Source organism: Halorientalis pallida (assembly GCF_049605515.1).
Lineage (GTDB): Archaea > Halobacteriota > Halobacteria > Halobacteriales > Haloarculaceae > Halorientalis > Halorientalis pallida_A.
Genome location: NZ_CP187158.1, coordinates 2,112,521 through 2,137,687, shown reverse-complemented (window position 1 = coordinate 2,137,687; position 25,167 = coordinate 2,112,521). Strand labels below are relative to the sequence as shown.

Here is a 25,167-nt window from a genome sequence, read left to right as displayed (position 1 = left end):
CATACCGGGACTGTCGCGGTCTTAAGGCTTTCCGTGAGTCAGTTCGCGCCCGCTCAGCCGCTAGAATACGTCGTCGGCGTCCAGCCGCCCGTCAGACAGGCGACCACGCGCCGTCACTTCCTGGCCGAGCTGGAGCGTCGCGCCCGTCTCGACGCTCATCGTCTCCTCGCCGTCGTCCAGCACGACCGGCTCGCCCGTCTGGACGACCGTTCCCGTGAACTCGACGACGTCGCCGTCCTCGCTGGCGTCGTCGCTCGCCGCCGCCCCGCTTTCGACTGCGGCCGTCGCCGTCCCACCGTCACTCTCGGCCGGCTCCCCGTCGGCGAAGGCGTCCAGTCCCGTCTCGGCGGCGTCCTGTTCGGCCCCGGCATCGCCCGCTGGCTGGGTCGTCGCCCCGTCTTCGAGGACGACGACCGTCGACCGCCAGTTCGCGGAGGCTTCGAGGTCGTCCTGCCAGCCGTCGTCGATCTCCACGTCCGCGAAGAACACCTCGTCGCCCGGCTGGATCTCCTTGTCGGCCTTGTCGCCCCACAGCGCCACGCGGATGTCGCCGGTCTCGTCCTGAACGCGGACGTTGCGAACCTGGCCCTCCGACCCGTCGTCGCGGTCGAAGGTGCGCTTGGGATCGGCCGACCGGATCACGCCGCCGATGTCGACCGTCTGGCCGATCTCGATCCCGTCGATGGGTGCGGTCTCGGGCGTGAACTCGACGGTCTCCTCGACTGCCTCGACCGCACCGCGATCCCCGACGTGGAGTTCGAGGTCGCCGTCGCGCTCGCGGACGTAGCCGTCGACCACTTCCACGGCCGTCCCCGCCGACAGCTCCTCGGCGCGGTCGGCACGCTCGTCCCACAGCGTCACGCGGACGCGGCCGGTCTCGTCGCCCAGTGAGAGGTTCGCGACCCGGCCCTCGGAGCCGTCGTCGCGGTCGAAGGTGCGGACCGACTCCGTATCGAGGACGAGGCCGCGAACGTTCACGTCGGACTGGCCCAGCGTCAGCCCCTCGATGCTCGTCGTCCCGCCCGGTTGCACGTCGATCTCCTCGTCCTCGTCGGGTTCGGCCTTGTCGACGCTCACTTCGAGGCCGTTGTAGCCGTCCTTCGGTCGGCCCTTGATCCGGAGTACGTCGCCCACGTCGAGTTGGCCCTCGTCGATGGAGACGGCCTGCTCGTCCCAGAAGGAGAGGGTGACCGAGCCGGTCTCGTCGGCGACCTCGACGTTGATGACGCGGCCGTCCTCGTCCTCGCCGTCGCGCTCGAAGGTCCGGAGGTCGCCGACGGCCATCACCTTCGCGATGAACTTCACCTCGTCCATCCCGGGTTCGATGTCCGCGATCCCGTTGACCTCCCCGTCTTTGAGTTCGTGGGCGATCAGCATGGCCGCGGTCTCCTCGTCCGCGAGGCCCCCCATCTGCTCGATCTTCTGCTCGACGGCCTCCCGGAACTCCTCCTCGGAGACCTCGTCGGTCTCCAGATCCGCGTAGATATCCTCTATCGCGCCCATCTGTCTGTCCCAGTGCAGGGCTGGACTCCGTTTAAGCGTTGCCGTCGCCGTCCCACCCGCTCGCAGTCCGGCGGTTTCCGCCGTGGTCCCGTCGCCGCGTCGCCGTTCATACCGGGACCTGCCTCGCTCTCGGACTTAAATCTACGTCGGGCGTCGCGTGGTTACTCCGACGTGGTGGTCGGCCGGGCCGTGGCCGACGCGCTCGAACTGCTGTGGGCCGCACTCGCGACGCCCTGGCCGTCGTGCGTGACCGTCACCTCCGACGGGAGTTCGCCGTCGAACTCGAAGGTCCCCTCGTAGTCGATGCCGACGAGCGCCATCGTCCCGGCCTCACAGTCCTCGATCTGCGTGGTCTCCACGCCGACCGTGAGTTTCCCCGCCGACTCGTCGTAGTCGAGCGATCCGAGGGTGGCCCGCTTGCACCCGTCGCTCCCGCTGATCGTCCCGTCGACGACCACCTCGCCGGCCTCGGTGTCGAACCGGATGTCGGTCACGTCGCGCTCCTCGCCGGTCTCCGGACTCTGCGAGCTAAAGGAGTACGGGACACCGTCCATGCGGCCGCCACTCCCCCAGGCCTGATCGCTCACACCGCTGGTACCCTCGCCCTCGGGGTCCGGCGTGTCGGTCTCGGGCGTCTCCGCTTCGGGTGTATCGCTCTCGGTCACGCCGTCCGTCCCCTCGGGCTGGCTCCCGGGGCCGCCGTCGCCGGGACTCGTCTTCGTGTCGCCGCTCCCGTCGCGATCGCCGGGTTCCTGCGTACAGCCGGCGAGACCGAGTGCGGTTGCGGCTGCGGTCGCTGCGAGAAATCTGCGTCGTTGCATACCTGTCCCGTCACCCCCTGTAAAAAAGGTAATTCCGGTGACTCAAACGCGTCTTTGTGTCACCGGCTGCTGATCGTCCACTCGCCGGTCTCGTCGACCTCGACGACGGCGTCGAACAGCCCGCGGATCGTCGCCAGCGTCTGCTCGTCGTGGGCCTCGGGATCGAGGTGGTAGTGCCCGACGGCACCGGCGGAACTCACGCGCCCGGTCACCACGTGGAGGAACTGGAACGCCCGTTTCAACTCGACGAACTGCAGGAGGGCCGTCAGCGAGTCGAAACAGAGTCGCTGGCGTCTCGACTGTGCGTCGGGCGTGAGATACTCACTGAGCGTGACACCCAGCGCGGTCAGATCACCGGCGTGGTCGACGGCCTCCAGCGTCCACTCACTCGTCCCAGTTTCGACCTCGGCACCCCAGTCACCGACGCTGACGACCGTCCCGTCGGCCGGTGGCGCGCCGGTCGCACGCTCGTAATCGGCGGCCCAGCGCCCCGGCGACTGTGTGTAGGTCACCCCGAGTACCGACATCGCCGACGGGTCGTCACCACCCAGCAGGTCGACACAGACGCCGCCCGCGCCGTCCGGAAACGACGGCGCTAACACCAGGATGTTCGAGGCGTCGGTCAGCCGTTCCGCGACCGACGCCGCGTCCCGTCCCGCGACCTGTTTGGCCATACCACAGTCCCGACTCCCGTTCGCATAAGAATGCGGATTTCGACAAGAAATGCACCTTCTTCCGGCAACTGAGCGAACGCGACCCGCAACTATCCGGACGGCGGTCGAACCGTAACCCCTTTATCTGCAACCCCGATAGGGATGAGTGAGTCCTGATAGGGTAGTGGACTATCCTCTTGGCTTGCGGAGCCAGGGACCGGAGTTCAAATCTCCGTCAGGACGTTTTCAGCGGCACACTACGACGAGCGTTAGTGAGTCGTCCGTGCCGCTGAAAACTCCCCCGAGATTTGAGCAGCGAACGAGCGAAGCGAAGTGAGTGAGTTCAAATCTCCGGCAGAGTGCGGACGCACTCTGCCGGGCCCCCGCTCGCTTCGCTCGCGGGGACTCCGTCAGGACGTTCTGCTGCGGTCTATATACCGCTCCCGACCGCTCAGTGCCAAACGTAGTCGAAAATATAAAAATTACAATATGTTTATCCGGTGTCGGAATTCAGGATACGGTGATGCTCTACCGGAGCGCTCCGGGGCCGACCCTGGCACGGTTCGACGGGCCGACGGCCGCGAGGCCGACGCGTCTCGCGGTGATGGCGGACCCGCACGTCACGCCGTGGGCGACGGGGACCTGGAAGGTCTTCCACCGCACCGTCGAGCGGTTCAGGACGGCTCTCACGGAGGCCAACCGGCTGGACGTGGACGCGGTCGCTATCGCGGGCGATCTGACCAAGGACGGGGCACCGCAGGAGTTCGACCGAGCCGCGGCGTTGCTCGACGAGGCGAACGCACCGACACTGGCAGTCCCGGGCGAACACGATCTGCCACAGCCCGAGGACGGCCACCGAACGCCGCCGGTCGGGACCTTCGCCGACCGCTTCGCCGGCGGTCGCTACCCGTTCGTCGAGCGCGTCGCCGGGATCGATCTCGTCGGCATCGACACCGCGACGGCCGGTGACGGCCCGCCCGCCGTCTCCCCGACACAACTGGACTGGCTCGAATCCATCCTCCCCGGCCTCGAACGGCCAGTCGTCCTCTGTCACCACTCCCTGACCCCCGCTGACGTCGACGGCCCGCCCTCGACCGCGCGCATCGAGAACGACCTGGAACTCGCGCGCGTCCTCGACACGGGCGGCGTCGAACTGGTCGTCTCGGGCGCTCGCCACTGGCCCGGGACCGGTGCGCTCTCGGGCGTTCGCGAGGTGACCGCGCCCGCGACCTGTTCGCTCCCACAGGCGTTCCTGCACGTCCGGATCGACGCCAGCGGCACGACCGTCGATCTGGTTCCCCTGGCCGACCGCACCGGATTCGAGGAAGCGTACGCCGCCGCCAGCGACGGCGACGCCCACGGCCAGTGGGTCGCCAATCGCGCCGATCAGGGTGCGTTACACCGCTTCCCGCTCGTCGACGACCGGTCCAACACCACCGCCGCCACCGGTGAACGGGCGTCCTCGGGGCAGTGACATGCCGGGGACGACCCACCCGCTCGACCCTCTCGACGCGGCCCGGGACCGACTCCAAGTCCGTCGCCGTCGCCTCGTCGACGAACGCGACGCGTTCGACCGGTTCTGTCGCCGCGTCGAGACGCTGCCGACCGCCGAAGCCGTCGACGTGCCCGACGCCGTGCTGGCGGTGACGACGCGAACCGAACGCGGGCCGTCCGCGCTCCGTGCCGCCTACGACGGGACCGTCATGACGGTCCCGCATATCGACGACGAGGACGCGTCGGTCCCCGCATTCGACGACCTGCTCTCCGAGGCGACCCGGGCCGAACTGCGCTGGGCGGCCCGGCTCACGCCCGGACTGCAGGCGGCGGTCCTCGACGACGCGACCGCGGCTCACGAGCGCCGCGTCGACCGGATCAGGGCTGTCGACGCCGAGCTGGCGTCGCTGGACCGGACCGAAGCCGTCGCTCGCGACCTGCTCGCGGTCGAATCGAGCGCCGACGCGGCGGCCGACGACGAGGCCCGCCTCGCCTCGCTCGACCGGCGTTGTCGCCGCCACGCCGCCCGCCGGCGAGCGACGCTGGCGAACCGCGAGGATGCCGACGCGCCGGCGCTCCCGCCCGACTTCTACGCCGACCTCGACGAGGACCCGGTGCTGTCGGTCATCGACGCCGTCCGCGACCTGCTCCCCCGCGCCACCGAGCGGGCCGACTGACGATGCCGCCGGGCGAGAACGACTCTGGTAGCCGCCCTCACACGAAGTCCCCGACGACGCGACCGAGACAGCCGCCGTCCTTCTGGAGGTAGGTGTAGTGGTTCGTGACCTGCTCGGCCACGTCGTGGTCGGTGTAGGTGTCGGGGGTCGGTCCGCACGCACCGTCGACGCCGAGGGCCTCGTCGCCGAACTCGGCCGACCGGTAGAGGACGGTCAGCGTGGTGTCGTCGGCCATGTGGTAGTTGTGGACCTGCTCGGCCCCGGCACGGACCGCCTCGCCCCACCGGCCGTCGTCGGTGACGCTGTCACAGTCGACGGCAGCGCCCAGCAGCGAGAGCGACCGGACGCTGGCGTCGTGGTCCCGGAGTTCGTCGAGACAGGAGAGTGCGGGCCGTGCGCCCAGCGAGTGGGCGACGATCCGGACGGGTGCGTCGGGACACTCCGCGGCGAAGGCCTGCACCCAGGCGGCGAGTTCCCGGCCCTTCCGGGTGGCGATGGCCTTGCTGGAGTGCCACAGCGGGAGGTTCGCGGGATAACTGAACCCGACGACGGTGGCGTCGTAGTCCAGCGCCGCGACGGCACCGGCCACAGCGTTGGCCTGGTCGGCCGCGTCGCCGGCGATCCGTTCGAGCCAGCCGTGGACGTACACCACGAGTTCTTCGGGGTCCGGCGGGAAGGAACCGCGAAGCTCACCGTTGCGTATCATCGGGAACTCCCGCGGTGCCGCCTGCCCCATCGACAGCGCGTCGAGCGGTAGCCATGACATCCTCGTCCTCCGTCCCGTCCGGTCACCGGACGTACGGAACGTGGACGACTCGACGTATAGCCCTATCGCCGCAAAAATGGGGTCGTGGATGCCGCGTCAGAACCAGTCGTCGAAGAAGCCGCCGGAGTCACCGCCGCCCTGGAACCCCTCCGGGAAGTTCTCGACCACCGTCTCCATGCACCCCTCTTTGGGGTCGTAGTAGATGCAGTGGCCGTCGACGATCCCGGTGACCTCGATGTCGTTGTAGTTGTCAGGCGTCTCGGCGTCCTCGGGCGCGCCTTTCGCACCGACGGCTTCGGTCCCGAACTCGCCGATCTGGAAGATCTCGTCGAGGATGTTGTCCGCACTGCTCCAGTAGTTGTTGACCTCCTGGGCCCCGTTGGCCAGCGCGTCGCCGAACTCGCCGTCGACGGTGACGGCCTTCCGGGAGATGGCACCACCGAGAATCTCCAGCGACCGCACCGGGTCTTCGCCCATCACGTTGACGAGTTCGTCCAGCAGGCCCGCGCCGGCGCGGGCACCCAGCGAGTGGACGATCAGGCGCACGTCCGTGTCCGGGTTCTGCTCGCGGTAGTCCCGGAGCCACGAGGCGAACTCGCGACCGGACTTCTCGGCGCCGCCCTTCTGGCCCCACCAGTTGGGGCTACTGCTCGGGTAGTTGTACGTCAGGGTCGCGATGTCGGACCCGGCGTTCCGGAGCGCCTGCTGCACCGTCGCGCCCTGTGCCTTGGCACCGCCAGTCAGCAACTCCAGCCACCCGTGGATGTAGACGACGACTTCGTCTTCCCCCTGTGGGATGTCCCCTGATTCGGACAGACCGCCGGCACCGATGCCGAGCACGCCCGGATCCCGCACGACGACCGGGTAGTCCTCGGCCGGCTCGACGAGGTTGAGACCGCCGACGCACTGCTCCTCGGCCGCCGACGCGGTTCCGCTCATGGCACCGACACCGACCGCTGCCGTGCCACCTGCGGCGATTCCCCGGAGAACCGATCGTCTGTTGATCTTCGAACTGCTCCCCCTCTCAATGTCTGTATGGTCAGACATCACCTGCCCCCAGCCACTATTTTCGATTAATTATTTTCACGTTCATATCTGGCAGTTTTTATACGAGTCCGGTCGACTTATCAGTGGATCATGGTAAAAACACGGCCCCGAAGACCGTCGGCTTTATAAAAGCGAACCACTCCGCGGTCGTGGCGAGGGTGATCGTCTCCGAATCTCTCCCATACTGATCGGTTGGTCCGGTCCACGACCACTGCTCGGACAACCTCTGAATATTTGTTCCGCATGCTATGCGACTGTATTTTTATTGGTCGCGCGGATTACTAATAAAAGGACGAACATAACCTCACAAAGATTTATATGTGTGTTTCGGGCCAAACTCTTTCCCGCGACGGAACCGACGGAGCGGTATGGAGACGGCGCTCCGTGCGGGAATCGCGATCTACAACGCAGGCGACTACCACGAGGCCCACGACGCCTGGGAGGACCGCTGGCTCGCCCTCGACAGCGGGACCGACGACGAGCGGTTCCTCCACGGACTCATCCAGTTCACCGCGGCCGTCCACCACGCCACCGAACGCAACTGGGCCGGCGTGACGGGCCTGGCCGACAGCGCCAGTGACTACCTCGACGGCCTGCCCGGCGAGTACCGCGATGTCGACGTGGCCGGTGTCCGTGGGTACCTCGCCGCCCTCCACGCCGACCCCGAACGGATCGAGCGCGCGCCGCCGCTCGAACTCACCCACGACGGGGACGCGATCACCCCCGACGACCTCGACTTCGCGGAATGTGCGGCCGCCGCCGCGGTCTACGCCGAAGACGGCCCCTTCGACGAGGCCGTGATCCAGCAGGCGAGGGCGTACGCTCGCGACGACCTCGACGCCGGCGAGGAAACCAGTCCGTTCGTCACCTTCGTCATGGACTTCGCCCGGGACGGGGATAACCGGGGCATCGTCTACCAGCGGCTCTCGGAACGGGTCGAGCGACGACAGCGGCGAGAATCGGATGTGGACGGCCTGTTCTAGCACTCCCCGTCGGCGAGACGGACCTGTCTGTCACGAACCGTTGACAGACGGCGACTCTATCTCTCGATTACGGGCCGGAGAGTGGTCCCTATCTATTTATCACTCTGGAACCGATCCAGCACGTGAGACGTCGAGAATTCTTTCGGACTGCTGTGGTACTCTCGGGTAGTGTCGCTATCGCCGGCTGTACTGATGATTCTGATTCCCGGAACGGCGGTGACGACGATGGGAATGGTGCCGGTGAGAACGATGTTGGTAACAACGACACGCCGGAACAAGCGCAACCACCGGGAACCAGATGGTACGAAGACGAGACGGAGATCGGCGTTCTGGAGGGCGTCGAGGCCGAACTAGATCGCATCGGAAATCTGTATATCCGCGGTATCGCGAAAAATTTCGGCGACACTGACTACGAGTACGTACAGCTATCGTTCGACGTGTACAACGAGAACGAGACGAAAATCGGCGATGGACTCGCGAATACCAGTGGCCTTGCGTCCGGTCAGCGGTGGCAGTTCGAGGCGTTGGCTCCCGGTGCAGAGGATACCGCGTCCTATGCACTCACTGATATAACCGCCTACTGATCGATACCTGCGAGGTGGACGGTTCGACGGGTCGTCCGTTTCGACGCTGTGCCGCGCTAGACGCGGCGCTCGTAGTCGGCGACGTGTTCGTCGCCGTCCCACTCGGCGGAGTTGTCCTGGGGTTCGTAGCCCAGAGCCTCCTTGGCCCGCTCCAGCGAGTAGTACTTCCGGTCGTTGTCGGAGACTCCGTCAGACGAGTCTGACGGGCCCCCGCTCGCTCCGCTCGCGGGGATGCCGTAGACGATCTCGTACTCGTAATCCGCTTCCAGCGTCCGTTCGTGGTAACGATAAGAATTCGACGTTGGTGCTGTGCTAGACGGTACGCTCGTAGTCGGCGACGTGTTCGTCGCCGTCCCACTCGGCGCTGTTGTCCTGTGGCTCGTAGCCCAGGGCCTCCTTGGCTCGCTCCAGCGAGTAGTACTTCCGGTCGTTGTCGGAGATGCCGTAGACGATCTCGTAGTCGTAGTCGGCTTCCAGCGTGCGCTCGTGGAGGTGGGCACAGTCGGGATAGGAGAGCCACATCGCCTGCCCGCGCTCGTAGTCGATGGGCGGGTGGCCCTCGGTGAGGTTGCCGATGCGGACGTTACAGACCGTGATGCCGTGTTCGTCGTGGTAGTACCGCCCGAGAACTTCGCCGGTGGCCTTCGAGACGCCGTAGAGGTTGCCGGGGCGCGGGAGTTCGGTCCCGTCGAGGCGGTAGTCGTCGTCGGCCCGATACATCTCGGGGGTGCGCTCGTCGGTCTCGAAGGCGCCGACGGCGTGGTTCGAGGAGGCGTAGACGAACCGCTCGACGCCGGCCTCGACCGCTGCCTCGTACATCTTCTGGGTCCCGTCGATGTTGTTCGAGAGGACGCTCTTCCAGGGTGCGGATGGCCGCGGGTCGCCCGCGAGGTGGATGATCGCACCGACGCCCTCGACGGCCTCCCGGACCACGTCCTCGTCGATCACGTCGCCGACGAGGTACTCGTGGTCTGGCTCCTCGTCCGGCGGATTGTGATACATGAGCCGCCAGTCGTACTGCTCGCCGAGGCCCCGAAGGATCGCCTCGCCGACACGCCCGCCAGCACCCGTGAGCAAAACCGGGTCGTCCATTCGAGTAAACCTCAGCGACGGCGCGAGTAAGTAAGATGCGGTTCGTTACTTCCCAATCGAGTAATTAATTACGACTAAGAGGTACGCCGAGAAACGACGACGCGTGACCCGTCGAAGGTACCTCCTCGCAGTCGCGATGTGTCTGCTGCTGGCCGGCTGTGGTGGTGTGATCGGCGACGATCCACGAGAAACTCCGTCAGCGAGCGACGACTATCGGACGGCACTGGCCGTCGACGCACCGACGATCAGCCCCGGCGAGACGGGCACGCTGACCATCGAGATGCGGAACACGACCGGCCTCCACGTCGACCGGGTTCAGTCGGAGAACGTCAGCATCGACTACGGCGGTGTGGCTCACTCTCGTCCCCCCAGCGTCACCTGGACGAGCCTTCCGCCCAGCTGGGGGTGGGAGTCGACGAACGTCACGACGACGCTCCCGGTCGTCGCCACGGAGAACGCCACGCGGGGGCGCTACGAGGTTACGATCATCGCGACGGTCGACGGTGAACGCCGAAACCGGACGGCGGTCGTGACCGTCGAATAACCCTACTGCACCGGGCGGGCAAAGGCCAGCGTCCCGCTGATGTTGTCGATGTAGACCTGCACCACGTCGCCCTCGCTGGTGCCGGGGACGAAGATGCGGTACTTCCCTTTCTCGGCGACGCCGTCGCCCTTCCGGCCCATCCCGGTGATCTTGACCTGGTAGGTCTCACCTTCTTCGAGCGTCGCGGTGGTGGACTGGCTCGAGGATTTCGTCGAGCGCTTGTCGACCGGGCGGAAGGCCCCACAGGCCTCACACCGGAGCATCTGGGTGCGGTCCTCGGTGGTGAGTTTCGTGTCCGGCAGCCCACACTCCGAACAGATGACGTACTCCTCGGCGTAGGCGTCGAGGACGGCCTCGAAGTCCGCGGCCGAGAAGGTCCCGTTGTAGCGGCTCCGGTCGCCGTCGAACTGGCCGTTGGTCCCGAACTCGCGCTGGACGTAGCGGTGGACGTGTTCGGGCTCCCGCGAGAGCGCGTCCGCGATGGACTTGAGGTTCGTCAACCGCGTGAATGCGCCGTCCTCCTGGGCGGCCGGGTCGGGGATCTGGAGTCGCTGCTGGCTCGCTGTCCGCTCGGGCAGGGCGTCGTAGGCCCGGTCGAGCGCCACGTCGTAGTCCATACACCCCGGAATCGGCCGACACCGAAAAGCGTTCCGTGGTGAACCGTAGCGCGACCTGTGGCAGCCAGCCCACCCGTCGGCTCCCGGAACACACTTCCCCGCGCCGGCCTCCCGTCCGGTATGGACCCGAGCGACGCCCAGACCGCCTGTTTCGAGGCGGGAATCAAATTCGGTTCGCTGTACCACCAGTTCGCGGGCACGCCGGTCAGTCCGGACAGCGCCGACTCGCTCGCCCGCGCCATCGAGGAGGCCATCGAGAACCAGCCCCACTGCGAGGCGGTGACCGTCGAGATCCTGACCGAGGAACTCGAACGCGCCCTCGCGGACGGGCCGGCCGACTACACCGAACTCACGGGCCGCTTTCTCGACGTGGAGATTCTTGTCGAGTACGAGGGTCACACGGTCCGGACCCGGATGGAGATGGAAGACGGGTACCCGCTGATGCGACTGGTCGACGTGGACGGCTGAGCGGCCACAGCTCCGGATTTCGGTCCGTCGAACCGTACGTAGGTTTTTGGCTCTCGGTTCCCTGTATCGGCTGACGACTACCGAATGGCCGGGCTTCAGGCACTCATCGTCCCGCTGCTCCTGTTCTCGACGGCGCTGTCGGTCGGGCTGATCGTCGTCGCCCGACAGAGCCGCGAGGAGAGCGGCGTCCGCGAGTTCACGTTCCTGATGCTGGCGGCCGCCATCTGGTCGGGTGCGCACGCCCTCCAGTTCACGACGGGTGACCTGACGTGGATGCTCCTCTGGCGGACCGTGGGCTACGTCGGTCACAACCTCGTCCCCGTGGGCTTTCTCGTGTTCATGCTGACGTACACGGGGTACAGCGAGTGGGTGACGCGCCGGACGGTCGCCCTGCTGGCGGCCGAACCCCTGTTCGTGGCCGTCGTCCTCACGCCGACGAATCCCCTCCACAACCTGATCTACGCCGAGGTCGGTGTCGAACAGATCGGCTCGCTGGCCGTCCTCGCCCGCTCCTTTGGCCCGTGGTACTGGGTCAACACGACGTACAACTACGCCCTCGTGACCGCGGGGCTCGTCCTCTGTCTCCGGATGGCGCTGGGGTCGCGCCAGCACTACCGCCGCCAGGGGACGGCCCTGCTCGCCGGCGCGGTGCCGGCGTTCGCCGCGAACGTCGCCTGGGTCCTCGACCTGACGGCCATCGACTACACGCCGCTGACGCTGGGCTTTCTCGGCGTCGTCTGGGGCATCGCGCTCTTTCGCTACCGGTTGCTCGATCTGGTCCCGGTCGCCCGCGACACCGTCCTCGACAACATCCGTGACGGGTACATGGTGCTGGACGACCAGTTCCGGATCGTCGATCTGAACCCCGCGGCCCGCGACGTACTCGACGACCCCGACGACGCCCTCGGCCGGCCGGTCGTCGAGGCGTTCCCGGCCTGTGCCGAGTTCCTCGACCGCACCGACTCGGGGGCCGAGATCAGAGACGAGATCGTCGTCGACGACGGCGACTCGAAACGCTACTTCGACGCCGAGTTGACCACCCTTCGGGACGCCCGCATCACGGGCCGGCTCCTCCTCCTGCGCGACATCACCGGCCGCCGGTCGGTCGAGCAGTGGTACCGCACCCTCACCGAGCGGTCCACCGATATCGTGACCGTCACCGACGCCGAAGGGCGCATCTCCTACCAGAGCCCGTCGGCTGAACGGGTACTGGGCTACGACGCCGCGGACCTCATCGGGACGCCGCTGGTCGAACTGGTCCACCCGGACGACCGGATGGCCGTCCAGGAGCGGTTCCCCGACTGGGGCTCGACCGAAGAAGACGCCGTCGAGTACCGCATCGAGGCCGCCGACGGCACCTGGCGCTGGATCGAGTCTCGCGGCCGGAACCTGCTCGACGACCCCACCGTCGGCGGCATCGTCGTCAACTCACGGGAGATCACCGAGCGCAAACACCACGAGCAGGACCTCGAACGGAAAAACGACCGGCTCGACCGCTTCGCGACCCTCGTCTCCCACGACCTGCGCAACCCCCTGACCGTCATCGACGGCCGCCTCGAATTCGCCGAGGAGACCGGCGACCCCGAACACTTCAGGGCCATCTCCAGTGCGGTCGAGCGCATGGAACGGCTCATCGACGACATGCTGACGCTGGCCCGCCAGGGCGCAGTCGTCGGCGATCCCGCGGCCGTCGATCCCGTTCCCGTCGTGCAGGACGCCTGGGCACACACCGGCACGGAGTCGGCCACGATCCGCCTCGAACCGCTGCCGGAGACCGTCGTCGCCGACCCCGACCGGCTCCGGGAGCTGTTCGAGAACCTGTTCCGAAATGCGGTCGAACACGGCGGAGCCGAGGTCACCGTCGCCGTCGGCTCGGTCGGGGCCTGTACCGACGCGGCCGGTACCCCGTCGGGGACGACCGGCCTGTACGTCGCCGACGACGGGCCGGGCCTCCCCGACGACGCCGACGTGTTCGAGCACGGGTTCACCACGAGCGACGGCGGCACCGGGTTCGGCCTGAGCATCGTCGCCGACATCGTCGATGCGCACGACTGGTCGATCACGGGAACCGAGGCCGACGAACTCGGCGGCGCTCGCTTCGAGATCACCGACATCGAGACCGAACCCGGTTCGGCGGCGACCGGCGACGCCCCGAATCCCGAGTCCGAATCGTCACAGTCGGGCTGACTGCCCGTGCCGGCCCGGTTGCTGGCCGTGAGAAGCGACGAAAAACGGATGTAGCTGGTGACTGAAACGCCGGTATGTCCCTCCACGCAGTCGACGATGTCGGTGACGCGATCGACGTGACCCGTGCGTTCCTGTTCCCCGTCGACCGATCCCGCTGGCTCCGCCTCGCGGTCGTGGCGTTCTTCGTCGCCGGCGGGTTCGGCCTGAACGGTCCGACCAACGCCGGCTCCTCGGTGTCGAGTTCCGGCAGCGGCGTCTCGGAACTGCCGGAGACGATCCCGGGGGACGTGCTGGCCATCCTGGCGCTGGTCGCCGCCGTCGTCGTCGCACTCCTCGTCGTCCTCGGGGTGGTCGGCTCGATCATGGAGTTCGTCTTCGTCGAATCGCTCCGGAGCGAGGCAGTCCACGTCAGGCGGTACGGCCGCCGGTATCTGGGCGCTGGCCTCCGACTCTTTGCCTTCCGGCTCGGCGTCTTCCTGCTCGCCGCGGGACTGATCGCCGCTGTCGTCTACGTCGCCGGCCCGACCGGCCCCGTGCTGACCTGGACCGACGCACAGATCCTCTCGGCCGTCCTGCTGGCGCTCCCGCTGATCGTAATCCTGTTCCCGCTGGTCGCCCTGATCGACGGGTTCACCGTCGACTTCGTGGTCCCCGTCGTCGTCCTGCAGGATCGCTCGATCCTCGGTGGCTGGCGACGCTTCTGGCCGACCCTTCGCGGTAATCTCTGGCAGTACGCCGCCTACGTCCTCGTCGCCTTCCTGCTCAACATCGTCGTCGGCCTCGCGGCGGCGACCGTGATCGGTATCGCCGCCGTCGCGCTGGCCATTCCGTTCCTCCTGATCGGCCTCGTCGTCTTCTTCGTCGGCGGTGGGACGCTCACGACCGTCGTGATCGCCGTCCTCGTCGTCCTCGGACTCGTCTACGTCGCCCTCGTGCTGGCCGTGGTCGGCCTCGTGCAGGTCCCGCTCCAGACGTTCCTGCGCTACTACACCCTGCTGGTACTGGGCGACACCGACGCCGACCTCGATCTGATCCCCGACCAGCGAACCGCCGTCCGGGAGTGACGGCCCACACGTCGGCCCGTCCGAAACCGGGGCGGCGCTGTCTAGCGATTACACTTTCACTTTCGGGCGGGTTTTTATACCCTTTCCCGCCGAAGCGGACGGTATGGGTCAGACGACTCTGGACGACGACGAGCTGTTCGACGAGGCGGCATCGGAGATGCGCGAAGACGTCGAGGAATCGCTCGCGAACGCCCGCGAGGCGCTGCCGGAGGGTGACGCTATCTGGGACGTGGACGCCGACAACACGCTCGGCGTTCTGAACGGCCTGCGGTCGGCGCTGGACCCGGGCGAGGCCGAGGAACACCTCACCGACGCGAAGAAGTGGTACACGATGGGCGAACGCGCCGACGCCTTCGAGGACGCCGACGACCTCGCCGAGGAGATCGAGACGCTCGACGAGGTCTTCGCGGACATCGAGGACGCACACGAGCAGGTGAGCGACCTCGCAAGCACCGTCCCGGAACTGCGGGGCGCGCTGGACGACGCCCACGCGGACGAGGAATCCGACGCCGAGGCCGACGCGGACGCGGACGCCGAGGAAGCCGAAGCCGCCGACTAGCGGTGATCTGGCAGGTCGGAATCGCGCTCGGCCACCCGTGCCAGTAGCGCCGACAGCGCCGCCGCCGCGTCGTCGACCAGTCGCTCACCCAGGTCTGTGTCCCCCTCGCGGGGATCGCCGACCGTCCCGTTCTCGCTGAACGCCGCGCTGTCGTAGGCCAGATTCACGCCCTGTTCCCACTCGCCCCAGCCGTCGGCTCCGCCCGCGGCCGCCTCGTCCAGCCGATCCTCGTGGACCAGTTCCGGATGGAGATACGCGAGCGCGCTCGTTTCGAGGGGGCCGCCGTGGCCCATCGTGACTGCCTCGGAATCGACGGCGTCGAACCAGGTGAACGGAACGGCGTACCCGTCGGTGTGGCGCGTGACGCGGGCCGTGACCTCACGGAGCGCGGCGACGTTGCCGCCGTGGCCGTTGACGAGTACGACCCGCTGCCAGCCGTGGGACTGCAGGCTCTCGACGGTCTCGCGCACGTAGTCACGGAACGTGTCCTCGCGCACCCACAGCGTCCCGGTGAACTGGCGGTGTTCCTCGGCGACGCCCACTGGGATGGCGGGTGCGACCACGACCGATTCGCCGGTGTCGGTCTCGTACTGTTCTGCCCCGCGCTCCGCGACGGCCTCGGCGGTGAGGAAGTCCGTGCCGAGCGGGGCGTGGGGGCCGTGCTGTTCGGTACTGCCGACCGGGAGGACGGCCAGGTCGGCGTCGGCGGCGTCGGCGTCGGTCCAGGTAGCCTCGGCGAGATCCATTGTCGGACTCCTCGGCCGGCGGGCACGTAAGCGCCCCGGCGGGCGGGGGAAGCCAACAGTCTAAACACCCAGCGCTCGCACGAGCGCGTATGGAGTACGTCTGGATTCTCGGCGGCGTCGCGGTCGTCGCCATCGCGCTCGGGTGGATCGGGTATCTCTGGCGGTGGCGATCCGCGGAGGCCCGCGAGTCCAAGCAGGCACACGAGGCCGCCCAGGAGCGGGACCCGCCGGTCGAACTCGGCGAGACCTACGAGTTCGGCATCACCGAGTTCACCGACCATCACTCCGGCGACCGGGTCGCGGTCGGCAAGGTCGAGGGGTTCGTCCTGTTCACCGAGGACGTGCCCGACTCCACCGACGAGGGCGACGTGATCCGCGCGAAAGTCCTCTCCTTCAACAAGGGCCGGACCTCCGCCGACGCGAAATTCGTCGAGCGGGTCTGAGGGATCTCCTCCGATCAGTCGTCGTCCGCGTCGGTTTTGGCCCGTCGTTCCGTCGCCCGCTCGACGAACTCCTCCGGTAACTCCTCGATCTCGCCGGCCTGAACCGCCCAGAGGTTGGCGTAGAGGCCGTTCTCGGCCAGCAGTTCCTCGTGGGTGCCACGCTCGACGATCCGGCCGTCTTCGAGGACGACGATCTGATCCGCGTCCTTGACCGTCGAGAGTCGGTGGGCGATGGCGAAGGTGGTGCGGTCCTCGGCCAGTCGGTCGAGCGACCGCTGGATCAGCATCTCCGTCTCGGTGTCCACGTCGCTGGTCGCCTCGTCCAGCACGAGGATCTCGGGGTCTTTGAGGATCGCCCGCGCGATGGCGATGCGCTGGCGCTGACCGCCCGAGAGCTTGACGCCGCGCTCGCCCACCTCGGTGTCGTAGCCGTCGGGCAGGTTCGTGATGAACTCGTGGGCCTCGGCGCGTTTCGCGGCCTCGATCACGTCCTCGCGGCTGGCGTCGAAGGTGCCGTACTGGATGTTCTCGGCGACGGTGCCGTAGAACAGGAACGTCTCCTGGCTGACGTAGCCGATGGTCTCCCGGAGGCTGGGGATCGTCACGTCCCGCACGTCCTGCCCGTCGACGCGAATGGTCCCCTCGTCCACGTCGTACATCCGCATCAGGAGCTTCAACACCGTCGACTTGCCCGCCCCGGTCGGCCCGACCAGCGCGAAGGTCTCGCCGCCGTCGACGGTGAAGGACACGTCTTCGAGGATGGGGTCGTCCTCTCGCGGGTCACTCTGTTCCCCGCTCGACTGTTCCGATGCGCTTCGCGCATCGCCAGCGTAGGCGAACGTCACGTCCTCGTACTCGACGCGTCCGTCGTCGAGGACGAGTTCCTCGGCGTCGGGGTCCTCGGCGATGCGGGCGGGCGTGTCCATCAGGCCGAAGATGCGCTCGGCGGAGGCGCGGGCCCGCTGGTACATGTTGATGATCTGCCCGAACTGGGCCATCGGCCAGATGAACCGCTGGTTGAGCAGGATGAAGGTGACGAACTCGCCGACGTACAGCGGTTCGGTGAAGGGACCGGGCGGGCCGTTGATGACCCAGAACCCGCCGATGGCGAAGGTCAGGACGAACCCGACGCCGGAGATGATCCGCAGGCCGGGGAAGAACTTGATCCGGGTGTCGATGGCCCCCCAGTTCGCGTCGAAGTAGTCCCGCGAAACCTCCTCGACGCGCTCGGACTCGTACCGCTCGGTGTTGGCGCTCTTGATGACCTGGATGCCGCCGAGGTTGTTCTCCAGGCGGGAGTTGACCTGGCCGACCGAGGAGCGCACCTCGGCGTACTTGGGCTGGATGGTCTTGATGAACCGGTAGGTGAAGTAGGCGATCAGTGGGACCGGTACGAGGGCGATCACGGCGAGTTGCCAGTTGATCCAGAAGAGGATGGCGGCGATGCCGGCCACCATGATCGCCAGCCGGAACGCGGAGTTCATCCCGTCGTTGAGGAAGTTCTCCAGCCTGTTCACGTCGTTCGAGAGGATCGACATCATCTCGCCGGTCTGCTTGTCGGCGAAGAAGTCCATGTCCAGCCGCTGCATCTTGTCGTAGGTGTCGGTACGGATGCCGTGCTGGATGTGCTGGGCGAAGCCGTTCCACCCCCAGTTGCGCACCCAGTGGAAGGCCGCCCCGATGAAGAACGCGCCGGCGATCAGCCCCACGGTCAGGAGGAGCTGGGCGTCGCGGGTCGCCGGCAACCACGCGTCGGGGACCAGCAGGAGCGTGAAGGACTTGTCGTTGCGGACGATGGCGTCGACCGCCAGGCCGAGCAACACCGGCGGCAACAGATCGAGGACGCGTGCGACGACGCTGCCGAACACGCCCACGCCGAACCACGACAGGTTCTCGCGGCCGTACTCGGCGAACAGCCGGCGCATGGGGTTGTCGGCCCGCTCCCGGGCCTCCTCGAACGGATCGTCGTCCGTGTCGGCGGCACCGATATCCATCACCAGTGTAACGTGGCGACTCCGCAAAAGCCCCTCGCTTGGCGACCCCTCGTCCGGCCTCTCAGCTCTCGGCGTCGGGATTCGGGGTCGCGTCCGCGGTCGCGATCCGTGCCGGAATCGCCACCGTATCGCCCACCGCGAGCCCCGTCCGGTTGGCGTAGCCGCGGTTCACTTCCAGCACGTACTGCCCGTATCCCGGATAGCCGGTGAGTTCGTCGCCGCTCTCCCCGGGTTCGGTGGGGGCGTGGTGAATCGTCGTGATCGTGCCGTTCGGGGCGATAAAGAGGATGTCCAGCGGGAAGTCCATGTCCCGCATGACGTAGGTGTGCGTGTCGGGTTCCTCGTAGACGAACAGCATGCCCTCGCTCTCGTTCAGGCGCTCGGTGTCGCTGAGGCCGGTGTAGCGCTCGCCGCCGGTGTCGGCGATTGCCACCGTGACTCGCCCCAGCACCGTCCCGTTCCCGTCACGGAGTTCGACCTGCGGGCGCGTCCGGTCGTCCGCCTCGGGCGTGTCGGTTTCGGAGCCCGCGGTGGTCGCAGGCGTTCCTGCGCCGGTCGCCGTCTCGGCCAGCGAACCCGTCGTTTCGGGTCCGGACTGCCCCGTCGTGGACGTGGCCGTCGGCGGTCCGTCGCCGGGGGTCCCCGCACATCCCGTCAGGAGGAGCGCGCAGACCACGAGGGCGGCCGCGAGCGTCTGTCGTCGTGACACGCCGGGAACGTCCACGTGTGCCGGAATAAAGCGTGCGGTCGGTGCGAGATCAGCCCACGTCGTCGGGAATCACGACCGTGTCGCCCTCGTCGATCCCGGTCGCGTTCGTGTAGCCCCGCGGGACTTCGAGGACGTACCTCCCGCGGCCGCGGTATTCGGTGAGGTCGTCGCCGCGCTCGCCGGGTTCGGTGGGGGCGTGGTGGATGGTCGTGATCGTGCCGTCCGGGGCGAGAAAGAGGATGTCGAGCGGAAAGGACATGTTCCGCATGACGTAGGCGCGTGTATCGACGGAGTCGTGGACGAACAGCATCCCCTCGCCGGGGTCGAGGCTGGCGGTCTCGCTGAGGCCGACGTAGCGCTTGCGGTCGGTGTCGGCGATGCGCACGTCGACGGTGGCCAGTGTCGTCCCGTTGTCGTCCCGGACGGTGACGGTCGCGTTCTCGTAGTCGCCGGGGTCCAGCGGTGGCGCGAGGACGCCCGACTGGACGAGGAGGGCGACGGCGAGGATCAGGAGCAACCCCGCCGTGATCGCGTTGACGAGCCGGGACGGCATGGTCGAGCGGTGGGTCGTCGGTGGGGTAAGGCTGTCGACCCAGAAAGTAAGCGTTATTCTTCGGCGTGGATTTGGACCGAATACGGGTTCGTGGTCTAGTCGGTTATGACGCGGCCTTTACAAGGCCGAGATCGGTGGTTCGAATCCGCCCGAACCCACTGTCTCGCGGCGCGAACGATTCGTGAGCGCCGCGAAAAGCGTTCGGCGGTTCGCGGCCCAGAGGACGAGCGGAGCGAAGTCCTCGCGGTTCGAATCCGCCCGAACCCACTCGATTTTGCGGCGAGCAATTCGCGAGCCGCAAATCCGTGTGTGAGGGCTGATTCGAACCAGGGAGCGGGAGGTGAGCGAGCGGTGCGAGGCGCGAAGCGCCTCGGGAGACGAGCGGCGAAGCCGCGAGTCAGCGAACGAACGGGAGCGACTGAGGTTCGAATCCGCCCGAACCCATGCATTCTACGAATCCGCCCCGCCCCGTTTCTCAGGGCTTGATCCACCAGAGCAGATCACGCACCATCTGGCGGGCGGTGTCGACGTGGGAGTCGGCCTCGGGGTCGCCGGTGCTGTCGGCGCGCTGGAGCAGGTCGTCGACCTGCTGGGTGCGGTTGCGCGCGGTCGCTTTCGACGGAGCGCCGGTCGAGAGGTCCCGCGAGATGCTTCGGGCTTCGCGGATGCGGTGGTCCTGTTTCTCCGGTTCCTGTTCTTCGACCATGTCGAGGTGCCAGCTCACGTCGCGCATGGCACGTTCGGTCCGGTCGTCACCGCCCGGCCCGTCCGCCGGTCCGGCGTTCGCGGTCGGGCCGACGCCGGCGTCGGCGTCCTGCGCGCGGCGGACGCCACGGCCCTCGACGGACCGCTTGTTGCGCTTGGCGTTCCTGATCGAGCGGTCTCCGTCTCCCCCCGGAGAGTCCCTCCGATCCCTCATCACACCGTCCTGTCTCGTCCATCGGCAAAGGCCTGTCGCTCGGACTGATTCCGCTGGCAGGTTAGCCCTGCTCTGTGGTGGACAGGGATCGCACGGCGTCCAGTAGCGGGCCGAGATCGGGGACCTCCGTCGCCTCGGTGGCGACCGCGCGGTACCGGACCGTCCGTGACTCGTCGAGGACGAAAAACGCCCGTCGCGGGAGGCCGGGCTGGCGCTGCCAGTAGTCGTACTGCACGTCGTAGCTGCGAGTGACGCGGCCGTCGGTGTCGCTGAGCAACGGGAACGGGATGTCGTGGCGGTCGATGAACTCCTCGTGGGCGTAGAGACTGTCCTGAGAGATCCCGAGGACGGAGAACTCGGGCTGGAACTCGAACCACTCGACGTCCCGGAGCGTACAGAGCTTCTCCTTACAGAGCGGGCTGAAATCACACGGGTAGAACGCCAGCAATACCCCGCCGTCGGCCGCGCAGTCGCTGAGTCGGTACACCCCACGTTCGGTCCCGCGCAGGCCCGGCAACTCGAAGTCCGGCGCTCGCTCGCCCTCGCCGACCATTTGTCCGGACTGGTGCGTCGCGACCCTTGAACGTCGGGACCGATTCGAGCCCGTGAACGCGGCTGACTGCGGTTGCAGGGCGAGTCGGGCCGAGTTCCCGTCCGGCCGGGCTTTCGAAATCCTTTTTTCTACCACCCTCAACTGTCGTGATGCGCACGACGGCGCGCCGCCTTAGCTCAGACTGGGAGAGCACTCGACTGAAGATCGGGCTGTCCCCGGTTCAAATCCGGGAGGCGGCATATTCTGTGGCGACGAACGTCGTGAGGAGTCACAGAAACGACGTCGGACGGATTTGAGCCCTGGAAGACGAGCGAAGCGAGTCTTCCTCCGGTTCAAATCCGGGAGGCGGCATTCCACTTTTTACTCCCTCGGGTGGCCTGTGGCCACCACTCGGTCGCAAAAACGTGGGGAAAACTGCCGCCGCGAGCCAGCGGCTCGCGGCCGGTGAAACCGCGACTCGCTGCGCTCGTCGCGGTATGCTTGTACTCGACTGAAGATCGGGCTGTCCCCGTTCTCGCGAGCGGGAAGTCGAAAGACGAGCGAAGCGAGTCTTCCTCCGGTCCAAATCCGGGAGGCGGAGCCTTTCTCTCACGAGCGCGGTCGCCCCACATCCGGGTGGACGAGCGAGAGCCTGGGTGGGGAGCGGCGACGGACCGCGGTCTGGCTCAGGCAGTCAGTCCCTGGAACACCATGAACACGCCCAGGAACGCGAGAATGAGGCCCAGACAGTACGCGGCGAGCCGGTCCGACAGCCCGCCGCTGTCGTAGATAGAGACTGGGTCGAGGACCGTCCGGAGTCCCATCATATTCGACGGAACGACGAAGAACGGGACACTGAGGAGGGCGACGACCGTTCCGCCGCCGACGAGAGTCAGGTCGACCACACTGCACGATTCTATCCGTTTGACATAAAAGTTGCCCGGCGACGAGTCTCTGCACCGGGGCTCGACCCTGGAATTCGTCAGTCACTACCCGGGTCACACCACCCGCGCACCCGAGGGTATACCGCCTCTCAGACCGGGGGTTCACTGGTCGGAGACCGAACTGTCCCCGGATTCGAACGAGACCAGCGAGGCGTAGCGAAGCGAGCATCCCTGGGCGTGGTTCACGATTCGGGGGGCGACATTCCCAGTCACTTGGACAACGGTCGACGGACGGCAACGCCTGACGGCGATTGTCTCTCCAGTTGCTCACGGAGGTTCGGACGAGGTTTCACTCGTGTCCCGACGCTGTCTGGCACGTGATGCCGGAGAGCACCTCCCGGCGTTTGACGGATAGACACTTCACAGACGGGGGTGTGTTGGGAGTATGGATTCCGAAGCGGCGGTCCGCGAGTTCGTCCACGACTACGGTGAAACGTTCTCGGACGGCGACCCCGAAGCTGTCGCTGCGAACTTCCACGAGCCGGCGTTACTGGTTGCGGAGTCGGTTCAGACGCTCGAAACTCGGGACGCCGTCGCGGACATCTTCGCGGCCGTTCTCGACTCGCTGGCGGAGCGAGGGTACGCCTATTCGGAGGCCGAAGCGGTCGACGTCGAGGTCGTCGCCGACGACCGGGCCCGCGGCCGGGTCCGCTGGGTGCGGTACACGGCCGACGACGAGGTTCTCGAACGCCTCGTCACGACGCACGTCTTCCGGCGGACCGGGGACGGCTGGAAGATGGTCGTGCTCCTGCCACACGATTGATCTCCACGCCCCTGCTCCGCGGAAAGCCCTCTCGTGACTGATACCGTGAGCGCCGCGCGAACGCCGGACCGCGGCACGTCTCCGGATCGACCCACTGCGAGAGACAGAACGTAGCCGCCACGAACTGGACAACGATTCTACACGTGGTAAATGTCGTTAGATTCATATAACAGCTTGAGAGAACGTGCAGACACGATGTCTGGACAAGCGCAAGTCACGGACGCGTCGGCCTTCAGCAAGAAGTCGCACGGAAAACAGGTCCTGTTTTCGATCCTTACGCTCGGCCTGTACACCATCTACTGGACCTACTCGACTGCCAAACAGCTGGACAAGGGGACCAACCAGAGCCTGACGCCGATCCTCGCGATCATTCCGGTCGTGAACCTGATCTCGTTCTGGCAGATCTCGAGTGCCGCGGAGGCGATCACCGACCAGAGCAAGACGATCCTGTTCGTCCTGTTCCTGTTCTTCGCGCCCCTGTCGTGGTACTGGGTGCAGGCTGGCCTGAACGACGCGGCAGCGAACTGACCACACCGTCGGTCGCGGCGGTTTTTCAGAACTGGCTCCGGTCGGGCGTCGCACTGCGGTCGTCGCCGGACGCCGCGAGCTAGTCGGCCTCACCACGCTCGACCAGTTCCCGGGCGATGTGCAGCGCCGCGTCGACGTGCCGAACGGCGTCGTCGTTGTCGAGGTCGCCGGCGCTTTCCAGCAGGCGAACGACCTGCTGGGCGCGCTTCGTGACGACGGTGTCGGGGGCGGTGCCGTCGGCCACGTCGGCGGCCGCGGCCTGGGCTTCGCCGAGCCAGCGGTTCGCCGTCGGGTCGATGGGTAACTCCTCGGTCGCCGCGAGGTGTGCGTGGAGGGCGGCGGCGAGTTCCGCGCGGTCCATCGTGGCTGGATCGCCGGTGTCGAACTCGTCGGGCACACCGACCGCTGGGTCGCCCGGACTGGAGTGTCTCACCGAACCCGTGTGGGGTCGCCGGAACCCGTAGCTATTTGCGACCCACCCCGCACCCACCGGACGAGGATGACCGTCCTGTCAACCGAAGACGAGGGGAAGTTCCTCATGGACGTCGAGGGTGAACAGATCGGAATCGTGACCGAAGTCGATCCGGACGAACAGGTCGCCTACGTCGAACCGGATCCGGACATCGGCGAGGCCTGGATCCAGGGGCTGGGCTTCGGCGACGCCGACGAGGACGACATCGAACTGCCCGCCGAGGCCGTCGAGACCGTCACCGACTCCGAACTGCGCGTCACGGTCGACCTCTGAGACCGACCTCCGAACCGCTCTCTTTTGCCCGCTGATCCCGTAACCTACGAAGGAACCTGTCATTCGCTGTCTCGCAAGGGTTATATGTCCCCCGCGTCTCCGGACGAAGGCAATGGCAAACGGTACGGTTGATTTCTTCAACGACACAGGCGGTTACGGTTTCATCGACACAGAGGATGCGGACGAGGACGTGTTCTTCCACATGGAAGACGTCGGCGGCCCGGACCTCGAAGAGGGACAGGAAGTCGAATTCGACATCGAACAGGCAGAGAAGGGTCCGCGGGCGACCAACGTCACCCGCCTGTAATCGGTCGAGTTGCGTTCTTTCATTTATCAGCCTCGTAGCGACTGCGTCGCGTTCTCAGCTATCCGCGGCCGTCAGGGGTGCCTCTGCCCGATAGACCAGCCCCATCCGGAGTCCGGTCGGATCGGTCGGCGGGTCGGCGGGGAGCGTGCGGATCGATCCGGGGCCCGGGCGCGCGGTGTAACCGAGTGCGACGGCGTCGAGCACGTCGGCGACGGTGACGGTGTGGCCCGCGGTGGCCTCGGCCGCGCTCTGGACGACCGGCGGCGCGTCCCGGTCGAACGTCGCCAGCGCCCGCATCCGCTCGGCGTAGCCCGCGGCCGTCGCTGGGTCCTCGGCCAGTGTCGTCCCGGCGAACGCGCGAAAGCAGACTTCTGGGTGGGCCTCGGCGATGACTGGCCGGGCTTCCGAGACTTCCTGCAGGAGGTCGTCGAGCGCGACGATGGCGTCGCTGCGCTCGAACGCGGCCCGCGAGAGGTCCCGTCCAGTCTTGCGTTCGGTCACCCGGGCCGCCGCCGGATACCGGCGCTTTCGCGCGGCTTCCCTGACCGGCGGATCGGTGACCGCCTCGGCACGGGGGCCGAGGACCTTCCGGGCCGCCTGCTCCGGCGCTCGCGGCTCCTCGCCCTCCTCGTGGAGCCCGATGGGCACGTCGACGAGGATCGACTCGGCCACGTCCTCGTACTGGGCCCAGACGCTCCCGACTTCCGGGAACACGTCGGCGTGGTCGAACCCGTCGCCGCCGAAGGCGGCCGCCAGCCACTCGCCGTCGCTGTAGACGACGCCGACGTACAGGGGCGCGTCGCTCATCGGTCGAACCGACGGGCCGCGCGGTCAAAAATTGCGGGGCAGCGTCTGACGCGCGTCATTTCGCCCCCCAGGCGTTGGCCAGCCGGAACCGAAGGCTACTCCGCCCGCCGCGGTGAAC

The 25,167-nt window shown here is 67.1% G+C and carries 30 protein-coding genes, 3 tRNA genes and 1 pseudogene; 17 read left to right on the top strand and 17 right to left on the bottom strand.

Annotation, left to right across the window (positions count from 1 at the left end; translation table 11 throughout):
* Nucleotides 1-60 precede the first annotated feature (60 nt).
* The 3 genes from ACOZ4N_RS12520 to ACOZ4N_RS12510 form a co-directional block, all read right to left on the bottom strand.
* Nucleotides 61-1,503, bottom strand: coding sequence for a single-stranded DNA binding protein (locus tag ACOZ4N_RS12520; protein ID WP_424016709.1), 1,443 nt, complete (start codon nt 1,501-1,503; stop codon nt 61-63).
* Between the two features lie 161 nt (nt 1,504-1,664).
* Nucleotides 1,665-2,324 (bottom strand): hypothetical protein, encoded by a 660-nt coding sequence (locus ACOZ4N_RS12515; protein WP_424016708.1) that lies wholly within the window; start codon nt 2,322-2,324, stop codon nt 1,665-1,667.
* A gap of 59 nt (nt 2,325-2,383) precedes the next feature.
* The gene (locus tag ACOZ4N_RS12510; protein WP_424016707.1) at nt 2,384-2,998 is read right to left on the bottom strand and encodes a DUF7504 family protein; all 615 of its coding nucleotides are present in this window, start codon (nt 2,996-2,998) and stop codon (nt 2,384-2,386) included.
* Between the two features lie 149 nt (nt 2,999-3,147).
* Between ACOZ4N_RS12510 and ACOZ4N_RS12505 the strand changes: the two genes are divergently transcribed.
* The 3 genes from ACOZ4N_RS12505 (at nt 3,148) to ACOZ4N_RS12495 (ending at nt 5,148) form a co-directional block, all read left to right on the top strand.
* A tRNA-Arg gene (locus tag ACOZ4N_RS12505) sits at nt 3,148-3,220 on the top strand.
* Nucleotides 3,221-3,500: 280 nt separating this feature from the next.
* Nucleotides 3,501-4,451, top strand: a complete 951-nt coding sequence (locus ACOZ4N_RS12500; protein ID WP_424016706.1) for a metallophosphoesterase family protein — start codon at nt 3,501-3,503, stop codon at nt 4,449-4,451.
* 1 nt (nt 4,452) lies between these two features.
* The gene (locus ACOZ4N_RS12495) at nt 4,453-5,148 is read left to right on the top strand and encodes a DUF7260 family protein (RefSeq protein ID WP_424016705.1); all 696 of its coding nucleotides are present in this window, start codon (nt 4,453-4,455) and stop codon (nt 5,146-5,148) included.
* Between the two features lie 37 nt (nt 5,149-5,185).
* On the opposite strand, the gene ACOZ4N_RS12490 is transcribed toward ACOZ4N_RS12495, so the two are convergent.
* Together ACOZ4N_RS12490 and ACOZ4N_RS12485 are read right to left on the bottom strand one after the other, a co-directional pair.
* On the bottom strand, nt 5,186-5,914 hold the full coding sequence (locus tag ACOZ4N_RS12490; RefSeq protein ID WP_424016704.1) for a DUF726 domain-containing protein: 729 nt from the start codon (nt 5,912-5,914) through the stop codon (nt 5,186-5,188).
* A 96-nt stretch (nt 5,915-6,010) separates the two neighbouring features.
* Nucleotides 6,011-6,853, bottom strand: coding sequence for an alpha/beta hydrolase (locus ACOZ4N_RS12485; protein ID WP_424016703.1), 843 nt, complete (start codon nt 6,851-6,853; stop codon nt 6,011-6,013).
* A gap of 476 nt (nt 6,854-7,329) precedes the next feature.
* Between ACOZ4N_RS12485 and ACOZ4N_RS12480 the strand changes: the two genes are divergently transcribed.
* On the top strand, nt 7,330-7,944 hold the full coding sequence (locus ACOZ4N_RS12480) for a DUF309 domain-containing protein (protein WP_424016702.1): 615 nt from the start codon (nt 7,330-7,332) through the stop codon (nt 7,942-7,944).
* A 122-nt stretch (nt 7,945-8,066) separates the two neighbouring features.
* A complete protein-coding gene (locus ACOZ4N_RS12475) occupies nt 8,067-8,528 on the top strand; it encodes an FxLYD domain-containing protein (RefSeq protein ID WP_424016701.1) in 462 nt (153 codons plus the stop codon).
* Nucleotides 8,529-8,584: 56 nt separating this feature from the next.
* Here the strand turns inward: ACOZ4N_RS12475 and ACOZ4N_RS12470 are convergent.
* Both ACOZ4N_RS12470 and azf read right to left on the bottom strand, forming a co-directional pair.
* Nucleotides 8,585-8,806, bottom strand: a pseudogene (locus ACOZ4N_RS12470) (hypothetical protein); the annotation flags it as partial.
* A gap of 34 nt (nt 8,807-8,840) precedes the next feature.
* On the bottom strand, nt 8,841-9,620 hold the full coding sequence (azf, locus tag ACOZ4N_RS12465; protein ID WP_424016700.1) for an NAD-dependent glucose-6-phosphate dehydrogenase Azf: 780 nt from the start codon (nt 9,618-9,620) through the stop codon (nt 8,841-8,843).
* Between the two features lie 103 nt (nt 9,621-9,723).
* Between azf and ACOZ4N_RS12460 the strand changes: the two genes are divergently transcribed.
* Nucleotides 9,724-10,164 (top strand): hypothetical protein, encoded by a 441-nt coding sequence (locus ACOZ4N_RS12460; protein ID WP_424016699.1) that lies wholly within the window; start codon nt 9,724-9,726, stop codon nt 10,162-10,164.
* Nucleotides 10,165-10,166: 2 nt separating this feature from the next.
* On the opposite strand, the gene ACOZ4N_RS12455 is transcribed toward ACOZ4N_RS12460, so the two are convergent.
* Nucleotides 10,167-10,781, bottom strand: a complete 615-nt coding sequence (locus ACOZ4N_RS12455) for a translation initiation factor IF-2 subunit beta (RefSeq protein WP_424016698.1) — start codon at nt 10,779-10,781, stop codon at nt 10,167-10,169.
* Between the two features lie 120 nt (nt 10,782-10,901).
* Here ACOZ4N_RS12455 and ACOZ4N_RS12450 point away from each other — a divergent pair, with 120 nt between their 5' ends.
* From ACOZ4N_RS12450 to ACOZ4N_RS12435, 4 genes are all read left to right on the top strand, one after another.
* Nucleotides 10,902-11,249: a dihydroneopterin aldolase family protein gene (locus ACOZ4N_RS12450; protein WP_424016697.1), complete on the top strand. Its 348-nt coding sequence runs from the start codon at nt 10,902-10,904 to the stop codon at nt 11,247-11,249.
* 84 nt (nt 11,250-11,333) lie between these two features.
* Complete coding sequence (locus ACOZ4N_RS12445) at nt 11,334-13,436, top strand: histidine kinase N-terminal 7TM domain-containing protein (RefSeq protein ID WP_424016696.1); 2,103 nt, start codon at nt 11,334-11,336, stop codon at nt 13,434-13,436.
* Nucleotides 13,437-13,510: 74 nt separating this feature from the next.
* Nucleotides 13,511-14,500: a DUF7544 domain-containing protein gene (locus ACOZ4N_RS12440; protein WP_424016695.1), complete on the top strand. Its 990-nt coding sequence runs from the start codon at nt 13,511-13,513 to the stop codon at nt 14,498-14,500.
* A gap of 103 nt (nt 14,501-14,603) precedes the next feature.
* Nucleotides 14,604-15,059, top strand: a complete 456-nt coding sequence (locus ACOZ4N_RS12435) for a DUF5790 family protein (protein ID WP_424016694.1) — start codon at nt 14,604-14,606, stop codon at nt 15,057-15,059.
* Here ACOZ4N_RS12435 and ACOZ4N_RS12430 read toward each other — a convergent pair.
* A complete protein-coding gene (locus ACOZ4N_RS12430; protein WP_424016693.1) occupies nt 15,056-15,805 on the bottom strand; it encodes a creatininase family protein in 750 nt (249 codons plus the stop codon). The genes ACOZ4N_RS12435 and ACOZ4N_RS12430 overlap by 4 nt on opposite strands.
* 89 nt (nt 15,806-15,894) lie before the next feature.
* On the opposite strand from ACOZ4N_RS12430, the gene ACOZ4N_RS12425 reads away from it, so the two are divergent.
* Nucleotides 15,895-16,248 carry a TRAM domain-containing protein gene (locus tag ACOZ4N_RS12425; protein ID WP_424016692.1) on the top strand — a complete coding sequence of 118 codons (354 nt, stop codon included), beginning with the start codon at nt 15,895-15,897 and terminating at the stop codon, nt 16,246-16,248.
* 14 nt (nt 16,249-16,262) lie between these two features.
* Here the strand turns inward: ACOZ4N_RS12425 and ACOZ4N_RS12420 are convergent, their stop codons facing one another.
* From ACOZ4N_RS12420 to ACOZ4N_RS12410, 3 genes are all read right to left on the bottom strand, one after another.
* Entirely contained in the window at nt 16,263-18,242 is a 1,980-nt protein-coding gene (locus ACOZ4N_RS12420) for an ABC transporter ATP-binding protein (protein ID WP_424016691.1), read from the bottom strand.
* Nucleotides 18,243-18,303: 61 nt separating this feature from the next.
* Nucleotides 18,304-18,951, bottom strand: coding sequence for a DUF192 domain-containing protein (locus ACOZ4N_RS12415; RefSeq protein ID WP_424016690.1), 648 nt, complete (start codon nt 18,949-18,951; stop codon nt 18,304-18,306).
* Between the two features lie 49 nt (nt 18,952-19,000).
* Complete coding sequence (locus ACOZ4N_RS12410; RefSeq protein ID WP_424016689.1) at nt 19,001-19,504, bottom strand: DUF192 domain-containing protein; 504 nt, start codon at nt 19,502-19,504, stop codon at nt 19,001-19,003.
* Between the two features lie 84 nt (nt 19,505-19,588).
* Here ACOZ4N_RS12410 and ACOZ4N_RS12405 point away from each other — a divergent pair.
* Nucleotides 19,589-19,662 (top strand) — tRNA-Val (locus tag ACOZ4N_RS12405).
* A 317-nt stretch (nt 19,663-19,979) separates the two neighbouring features.
* Here the strand turns inward: ACOZ4N_RS12405 and ACOZ4N_RS12400 are convergent.
* Nucleotides 19,980-20,423: a hypothetical protein gene (locus ACOZ4N_RS12400; RefSeq protein WP_424016688.1), complete on the bottom strand. Its 444-nt coding sequence runs from the start codon at nt 20,421-20,423 to the stop codon at nt 19,980-19,982.
* Between the two features lie 61 nt (nt 20,424-20,484).
* On the bottom strand, nt 20,485-20,976 hold the full coding sequence (locus tag ACOZ4N_RS12395) for a redoxin domain-containing protein (protein WP_424016687.1): 492 nt from the start codon (nt 20,974-20,976) through the stop codon (nt 20,485-20,487).
* Between the two features lie 165 nt (nt 20,977-21,141).
* Here ACOZ4N_RS12395 and ACOZ4N_RS12390 point away from each other — a divergent pair.
* Nucleotides 21,142-21,215 (top strand) — tRNA-Phe (locus ACOZ4N_RS12390).
* 426 nt (nt 21,216-21,641) lie between these two features.
* Here ACOZ4N_RS12390 and ACOZ4N_RS12385 read toward each other — a convergent pair.
* The gene (locus ACOZ4N_RS12385; RefSeq protein ID WP_424016686.1) at nt 21,642-21,860 is read right to left on the bottom strand and encodes a hypothetical protein; all 219 of its coding nucleotides are present in this window, start codon (nt 21,858-21,860) and stop codon (nt 21,642-21,644) included.
* A gap of 424 nt (nt 21,861-22,284) precedes the next feature.
* Here ACOZ4N_RS12385 and ACOZ4N_RS12380 point away from each other — a divergent pair, with 424 nt between their 5' ends.
* Together ACOZ4N_RS12380 and ACOZ4N_RS12375 are read left to right on the top strand one after the other, a co-directional pair.
* Nucleotides 22,285-22,662 (top strand): YybH family protein, encoded by a 378-nt coding sequence (locus ACOZ4N_RS12380; RefSeq protein ID WP_424016685.1) that lies wholly within the window; start codon nt 22,285-22,287, stop codon nt 22,660-22,662.
* A 195-nt stretch (nt 22,663-22,857) separates the two neighbouring features.
* Nucleotides 22,858-23,190 (top strand): DUF4234 domain-containing protein, encoded by a 333-nt coding sequence (locus tag ACOZ4N_RS12375; protein WP_424016684.1) that lies wholly within the window; start codon nt 22,858-22,860, stop codon nt 23,188-23,190.
* Nucleotides 23,191-23,269: 79 nt separating this feature from the next.
* On the opposite strand, the gene ACOZ4N_RS12370 is transcribed toward ACOZ4N_RS12375, so the two are convergent.
* Complete coding sequence (locus ACOZ4N_RS12370; RefSeq protein WP_424016683.1) at nt 23,270-23,587, bottom strand: hypothetical protein; 318 nt, start codon at nt 23,585-23,587, stop codon at nt 23,270-23,272.
* Between the two features lie 102 nt (nt 23,588-23,689).
* Between ACOZ4N_RS12370 and ACOZ4N_RS12365 the strand changes: the two genes are divergently transcribed.
* Nucleotides 23,690-23,935: a hypothetical protein gene (locus ACOZ4N_RS12365; RefSeq protein ID WP_424016682.1), complete on the top strand. Its 246-nt coding sequence runs from the start codon at nt 23,690-23,692 to the stop codon at nt 23,933-23,935.
* Nucleotides 23,936-24,047: 112 nt separating this feature from the next.
* Nucleotides 24,048-24,242 (top strand): cold-shock protein, encoded by a 195-nt coding sequence (locus tag ACOZ4N_RS12360; RefSeq protein WP_092694539.1) that lies wholly within the window; start codon nt 24,048-24,050, stop codon nt 24,240-24,242.
* Nucleotides 24,243-24,296: 54 nt separating this feature from the next.
* On the opposite strand, the gene ACOZ4N_RS12355 is transcribed toward ACOZ4N_RS12360, so the two are convergent.
* Nucleotides 24,297-25,049, bottom strand: coding sequence for a DUF429 domain-containing protein (locus ACOZ4N_RS12355; RefSeq protein WP_424016681.1), 753 nt, complete (start codon nt 25,047-25,049; stop codon nt 24,297-24,299).
* Nucleotides 25,050-25,167 lie beyond the last annotated feature (118 nt).

What these genes read in the sequence shown, in the direction of transcription:
- ACOZ4N_RS12445 (WP_424016696.1), top strand. Translation starts at nt 11,334, where the DNA reads ATGGCCGGGCTTCAGGCACTCATCGTCCCGCTGCTCCTGTTCTCGACG.
- ACOZ4N_RS12455 (WP_424016698.1), bottom strand. Translation starts at nt 10,781, where the DNA reads ATGGACTACGACGTGGCGCTCGACCGGGCCTACGACGCCCTGCCCGAG.
- ACOZ4N_RS12490 (WP_424016704.1), bottom strand. Translation starts at nt 5,914, where the DNA reads ATGTCATGGCTACCGCTCGACGCGCTGTCGATGGGGCAGGCGGCACCG.
- ACOZ4N_RS12515 (WP_424016708.1), bottom strand. Translation starts at nt 2,324, where the DNA reads ATGCAACGACGCAGATTTCTCGCAGCGACCGCAGCCGCAACCGCACTC.
- ACOZ4N_RS12410 (WP_424016689.1), bottom strand. Translation starts at nt 19,504, where the DNA reads ATGCCGTCCCGGCTCGTCAACGCGATCACGGCGGGGTTGCTCCTGATC.
- ACOZ4N_RS12430 (WP_424016693.1), bottom strand. Translation starts at nt 15,805, where the DNA reads ATGGATCTCGCCGAGGCTACCTGGACCGACGCCGACGCCGCCGACGCC.
- ACOZ4N_RS12355 (WP_424016681.1), bottom strand. Translation starts at nt 25,049, where the DNA reads ATGAGCGACGCGCCCCTGTACGTCGGCGTCGTCTACAGCGACGGCGAG.
- ACOZ4N_RS12365 (WP_424016682.1), top strand. Translation starts at nt 23,690, where the DNA reads ATGACCGTCCTGTCAACCGAAGACGAGGGGAAGTTCCTCATGGACGTC.
- ACOZ4N_RS12425 (WP_424016692.1), top strand. Translation starts at nt 15,895, where the DNA reads ATGGAGTACGTCTGGATTCTCGGCGGCGTCGCGGTCGTCGCCATCGCG.
- ACOZ4N_RS12360 (WP_092694539.1), top strand. Translation starts at nt 24,048, where the DNA reads ATGGCAAACGGTACGGTTGATTTCTTCAACGACACAGGCGGTTACGGT.
- ACOZ4N_RS12520 (WP_424016709.1), bottom strand. Translation starts at nt 1,503, where the DNA reads ATGGGCGCGATAGAGGATATCTACGCGGATCTGGAGACCGACGAGGTC.
- ACOZ4N_RS12510 (WP_424016707.1), bottom strand. Translation starts at nt 2,998, where the DNA reads ATGGCCAAACAGGTCGCGGGACGGGACGCGGCGTCGGTCGCGGAACGG.
- ACOZ4N_RS12500 (WP_424016706.1), top strand. Translation starts at nt 3,501, where the DNA reads ATGCTCTACCGGAGCGCTCCGGGGCCGACCCTGGCACGGTTCGACGGG.
- ACOZ4N_RS12495 (WP_424016705.1), top strand. Translation starts at nt 4,453, where the DNA reads ATGCCGGGGACGACCCACCCGCTCGACCCTCTCGACGCGGCCCGGGAC.
- azf (WP_424016700.1), bottom strand. Translation starts at nt 9,620, where the DNA reads ATGGACGACCCGGTTTTGCTCACGGGTGCTGGCGGGCGTGTCGGCGAG.
- ACOZ4N_RS12420 (WP_424016691.1), bottom strand. Translation starts at nt 18,242, where the DNA reads ATGGATATCGGTGCCGCCGACACGGACGACGATCCGTTCGAGGAGGCC.
- ACOZ4N_RS12440 (WP_424016695.1), top strand. Translation starts at nt 13,511, where the DNA reads ATGTCCCTCCACGCAGTCGACGATGTCGGTGACGCGATCGACGTGACC.
- ACOZ4N_RS12435 (WP_424016694.1), top strand. Translation starts at nt 14,604, where the DNA reads ATGGGTCAGACGACTCTGGACGACGACGAGCTGTTCGACGAGGCGGCA.
- ACOZ4N_RS12375 (WP_424016684.1), top strand. Translation starts at nt 22,858, where the DNA reads ATGTCTGGACAAGCGCAAGTCACGGACGCGTCGGCCTTCAGCAAGAAG.
- ACOZ4N_RS12380 (WP_424016685.1), top strand. Translation starts at nt 22,285, where the DNA reads ATGGATTCCGAAGCGGCGGTCCGCGAGTTCGTCCACGACTACGGTGAA.
- ACOZ4N_RS12480 (WP_424016702.1), top strand. Translation starts at nt 7,330, where the DNA reads ATGGAGACGGCGCTCCGTGCGGGAATCGCGATCTACAACGCAGGCGAC.
- ACOZ4N_RS12485 (WP_424016703.1), bottom strand. Translation starts at nt 6,853, where the DNA reads ATGAGCGGAACCGCGTCGGCGGCCGAGGAGCAGTGCGTCGGCGGTCTC.
- ACOZ4N_RS12400 (WP_424016688.1), bottom strand. Translation starts at nt 20,423, where the DNA reads ATGAGGGATCGGAGGGACTCTCCGGGGGGAGACGGAGACCGCTCGATC.
- ACOZ4N_RS12395 (WP_424016687.1), bottom strand. Translation starts at nt 20,976, where the DNA reads ATGGTCGGCGAGGGCGAGCGAGCGCCGGACTTCGAGTTGCCGGGCCTG.
- ACOZ4N_RS12450 (WP_424016697.1), top strand. Translation starts at nt 10,902, where the DNA reads ATGGACCCGAGCGACGCCCAGACCGCCTGTTTCGAGGCGGGAATCAAA.